This window comes from Pleurocapsa sp. CCALA 161 (assembly GCF_003003995.1).
GTDB lineage: Bacteria > Cyanobacteriota > Cyanobacteriia > Cyanobacteriales > Xenococcaceae > Waterburya.
Genome location: NZ_PVWF01000207.1, coordinates 1 through 5,034 on the forward strand (window position 1 = coordinate 1; position 5,034 = coordinate 5,034).

At 43.2% G+C, this 5,034-nt stretch carries 3 protein-coding genes and 1 pseudogene; all 4 read left to right on the forward strand.

Annotated features, from left to right (window positions below; translation table 11 throughout):
- The first annotated feature begins 224 nt into the window (after positions 1–224).
- Positions 225–2,057, forward strand: a complete 1,833-nt coding sequence (locus C7B62_RS24465; protein WP_106243898.1) for a fatty acyl-AMP ligase — start codon at positions 225–227, stop codon at positions 2,055–2,057.
- Positions 2,058–2,266: 209 nt separating this feature from the next.
- The gene (acs, locus tag C7B62_RS24470) at positions 2,267–4,231 is read left to right on the forward strand and encodes an acetate--CoA ligase (RefSeq protein ID WP_106243901.1); all 1,965 of its coding nucleotides are present in this window, start codon (positions 2,267–2,269) and stop codon (positions 4,229–4,231) included.
- Between the two features lie 225 nt (positions 4,232–4,456).
- Entirely contained in the window at positions 4,457–4,729 is a 273-nt protein-coding gene (locus C7B62_RS24475) for a hypothetical protein (RefSeq protein WP_106243904.1), read from the forward strand.
- 100 nt (positions 4,730–4,829) lie between these two features.
- Positions 4,830–5,034: pseudogene (locus C7B62_RS24480) on the forward strand (RNA-guided endonuclease TnpB family protein); the annotation flags it as partial.

The following is a 5,034-nucleotide window of genomic DNA, read 5'->3' on the forward strand; positions in this document are numbered from 1 at the left end:
TGACAAACTCATAATTAAATCTGCGCCGACTTAAGACTATCTATTTATCTTATCCGTCTAAGAGGACTATTCTCAAGGTGTCACATTAATACTCGGATATAACCTTAGTTATTGTAAGCTGTGGGGGAATTTAATTACTCCAGACCAAGATTATGCCCTAGTTTCTACTGAGATTCTCAATTATAAGATATGGTGTAAATCGATTTTAATAATCCGTAATGTGAATGAGTGGTTTGAAAAATAAGATTAAAGCAGCGATCGCGGAAGGCGGTCAAGTGCAAGCCCTGCCTTCGCAAGGTGGGGAACGCTTGACCTTAGTCGATATTCTCCAGATCAGGGCTATGGAGCAGCCCCATCAGACAATATATAATTTTCTGTTGGATGGAGAAACAGAGTCGGCTAGTCTCACTTACGGACAGCTTGAGCAAAAAGCACAGGCGATCGCTGCACACTTACAGTCTGTATGTTCCCCTCAAGATCGGGTTTTATTATTATTTCCTGCGGGGTTAGATTACATCACTGCTTTTTTTGGCTGCCTTTATGCTGGGGTAATAGCTATTCCTGCTTATCCTCCTCGCCCCAATCGCCCTTTAAACCGTATTCACAATATTTTAGATAACGCTCAAACTGATATTGCTTTAACTGACAGCGAGACTCTGCAAAGCTTAGAGCGTCAATTAGCAAGCACTACGGAATTACAGAATTTACGCTGGATTACTATAGATTCGATTGATGAAAATATAGCTTCACAATGGCAAAAACCTTGCCTTTCTAGCGAAGATATTGCTTTTCTCCAATACACCTCTGGTTCAACAGCAGAACCTAAAGGAGTCAAGATTGCCTATCAAAACTTACTCCACAACCTAGAAGCAATTCATAGTTGCTTTCGCCATTCGCCCCAGAGCAAGGGAGTCATTTGGCTTCCTCCCTATCATGATATGGGTTTAATTGGTGGGGTACTTCAGCCGTTATTTGGCGATTTTCCCGTAACTCTGATGTCACCTTTGATGTTTTTACAAAATCCTCTACGCTGGCTAAAGGCGATCGCCAGCAATGGAGCAACTACTAGTGGAGGACCAAATTTTGCCTACGATCTTTGCGTACGTAAATTTAAGCCCGAACAGATGCGAGGAGTGGATTTAAGTACTTGGCAAGTAGCATTTAACGGCGCTGAACCAATTAACCATGAGACTTTAACTAAGTTTGCCGAAACTTTTGCTCCCTACGGATTTAACTATGATGCTTTCTACCCTTGTTATGGCATGGCAGAGGCAACCCTAATCATCTCTGGGGGTTCTAAAAATTCAGCTATTGTGACCAAAACGGTTCAGAGCAAAGCTTTAGAGCAAAATAAAATTGTGCTTGCCGACATTAGCGAAACACATCCCCACACCTTAGTTAGCTGCGGTCAAAGTTTACCAGATCAACAATTAGCGATCGCCAATCCTGAAACCTTGACTACTTGCCCAGCCGGAGAAGTTGGTGAAATTTGGGTGTCTGGAGCTAGTATTGCTCAAGGATATTGGCGACAACCAGAAATTACCACAGCCACTTTTGGTGCTTACCTCAAGGATACGGGGGCTGGACCTTATTTGAGAACGGGAGACTTAGGCTTTATCGATCAAGGAGAGCTATTTTTTACTGGTCGTTTAAAAGACATGATTGTAATTAAAGGACGCAATCATTATCCCCAAGATATTGAGAAAACGGTGGAAGAAGCTAGTGCTTGGATTAGACCTAGCTGTGTTGCCAGCTTCTCGGTAGATTTAGAAGGGGAAGAAAAGTTAATAATCTTAGCCGAAGTAGAACGAAAATACTGGAGCAATAACCGTACTAAAACTAAATCCAACGGCAAAAGTAGCTCATCAGAAATCATGACAGTCAAGCAGCTCACTCAATTAATTCGCCGAGAAATAGCCAAAAATCACGACATCCAGGTACATGCCACCTTATTACTGAAGCCAGGAAGTTTACCCAAAACCTCTAGTGGTAAAATTCAACGTCATGCCTGCCGTGCAGATTTTCTCGACCAGGCGGTAGAAGGTTTACCTCTATAAAGGCAAGGCTTGCTGTTATATCATCATGGGATGCTAGTTGGAGACTTGGAGACTTGGGGAATAGTTAATCATGATTAATTGGAAGTATAGTTGCGATCAATAATTAACGAAACATTGCTCAACTTGCCAACTTTGTAAATATTAAAATTAATTTGGCAAAATCGACGTTACAAATAACTGTAGAACAAGCCCGATGGTTAAAAATAATTATGTCAGAAAGCAATATAGAATCAATTCTGCAAGAAAAAAGAGTATTTAACCCCCCACAGAAGTTTGCCGATCATGCTGCGGTCAGAAGTATGACAGAGTATCAGAAACTCTACAACCTAGCAGAGCAAGACCCTGCTGGCTTTTGGGCAAAATTGGCTGAGAAAGAACTTCATTGGTTCAAAAGATGGGGCAAAACCCTAGATTGGCAACCGCCTTTTGCTAAATGGTTTGTCAACGGCAAAATCAATATCTCCTATAACTGTCTTGATCGACATTTAACTACCCAGCGCCGAGATAAACCTGCCTTAATTTGGGAGGGAGAGCCAGGAGATTCGAGAATTTTAACCTATGCCCAACTGCATCAAGAAGTATGTCAGATGGCAAATGCAATCAAGCAATTAGGAGTAAAAAAAGGCGATCGCGTGGGCATTTATATGCCGATGATTCCTGAAGCAGCGATCGCCATGTTAGCCTGTGCTAGAATTGGTGCTGCTCATAGTGTCGTGTTTGGTGGTTTTAGTGCTGAGGCTTTAAAATCTCGTCTTCAGGATGCGGAAGCGAAGTTAGTCATTACTGCTGATGGCGGCTGGCGCAAAGATAAAATTGTCCCGCTTAAAGATGCGGTAGATCAGGCGATCGCCCTCGATGTTCCCACTGTGCAAAATGTTCTAGTGGTGCAGCGTACCCAGCAAGAAATTGCGATGCAACCAGGAAGAGATCATTGGTGGCATGAGCTTAAGGCAGAAGTTAGTAGCAATTGTCCTGCCGAACAGATGGACAGCGAAGATTTATTATTTATTCTTTATACCAGTGGTACTACAGGCAAGCCCAAAGGAGTAGTTCACACCACAGGAGGATACAATCTTTATACCCACATGACCTTTAAATGGACATTTGATATCAAAGAAGATGATGTCTATTGGTGTACTGCTGATGTGGGCTGGATTACAGGGCATAGTTACATTGTTTACGGCCCTTTGTCCAATGGTGCAACAACGGTAATGTATGAAGGTGCGCCCCGTCCCTCTAATCCTGGCTGTTTTTGGGATGTGGTCGAAAAATATCAGGTGACTATTTTTTATACTGCGCCTACGGCCATTCGAGCTTTTATCAAAATGGGAGATGAACACCCCAATCGTCGCGAGCTATCATCTCTGCGTCTGCTGGGTACAGTAGGTGAACCTATCAATCCCGAAGCCTGGATCTGGTATCATCGGGTGATTGGCGGGGAACGCTGCCCGATTGTGGACACTTGGTGGCAAACTGAAACAGGAGGCTTTATGCTGACTCCCTTACCAGGAGCTACTCCCACTAAACCTGGTTCGGCAACTCTACCTTTTCCTGGCATTGTGGCAGATGTGGTCGATCTTGGCGGTAATCCTGTGGGGGAAAATCAAGGAGGCTACTTAGTGATTAAACATCCTTGGCCTAGTATGATGCGGACTGTCTACAAAGACGACGATCGCTTTCGTCGCACCTATTGGGAACATATCCCCCCTAAAGATGGTAAATATCTCTACTTTGCAGGAGATGGCGCGCGTAAAGACGAAGATGGCTATTTCTGGGTCATGGGTCGAGTTGATGATGTCATGAATATCTCAGGTCACCGTCTAGGCACGATGGAAGTTGAATCTGCTCTAGTATCTCATCCTGCGGTGGCAGAAGCAGCGGTAGTATCTCGTCCCGATGAAGTTAAAGGCGAGGATGTTTATGCTTTTGTCATTCTCAATGGCACTCACGCTTCTAGTGATGAATTAAAACAAGAACTAAAGCAGCACGTGGTTAAAGAGATCGGCGCGATCGCTCGCCCAGGCGAAATTCGCTTTACTGATGCTCTGCCTAAAACTCGTTCGGGTAAGATTATTCGCCGTTTCTTGCGTAACCTAGCAGCAGGAGAAGAGCTAGTGGGAGACGTTTCCACAATGGAAGACCTGAGCGTCCTAGACCAATTGCGTCAAGGCTAACCAATGAGCAATTGTGAGCAAGAAAGCTATTGGTTCTTCAATAAATCAACCTAATTACTTATAGCAGGGGTTTGGCGATCGCTTTACTTGAAATGCTCAATAAACAATTTTGAATTTATAGCCCAAAACGAAAAATCAGAAATTTACTTTGTCTACTTTCAGATAGATGAGAAGCTAAATTTATTTGGCCAAGATACTAAGTAAATATTTTGGAGGTTAATAATTATGATAACCAATGGTACAAATGCTGTAAGCGACTTGGAGTATGATTTGCTAGCCGTGTTAAAAAATAAGGCTGAAGCTATTCGAGCATATGACACTTATATTCAAGATGCTCAACAAGCAGAATCTCAACCTTGTAGCCAATTACTAGAAAAGTTACCTAGAACAGCAGAATGCCCCCACCAGAACGGTACTCCGTTTGGTGGTGGGATGAATGCGAGTGCGAGAGTGATTGCACCCGCTCACGGGATGCGATGCGTAGCCAGCAGTAGATGAGCGGGTGTATGAGCGAACAAACAAAATCCCTTGCTCAATCCATTAAATGTTTGATGTTTTATCTGTGTTTTTCTGGATAAAACTATGTCATCATAGAACCATGATAGTTAGAGAAGCTAAACTAAAACACGGTACAGCAGAGCAATATTCTGCCATTGATGAAGCCATCCGAACTGCCCAGTTCATTCGGAACAAAGCCGTTCGCTATTGGATGGATAATCAAGGCACTAATAAAGCCGATCTGTATAGTATCTGCAAGGATCTAGCCAGAGAGTTTGACTTTGCCAAAAAGCTCAATTCAGCCG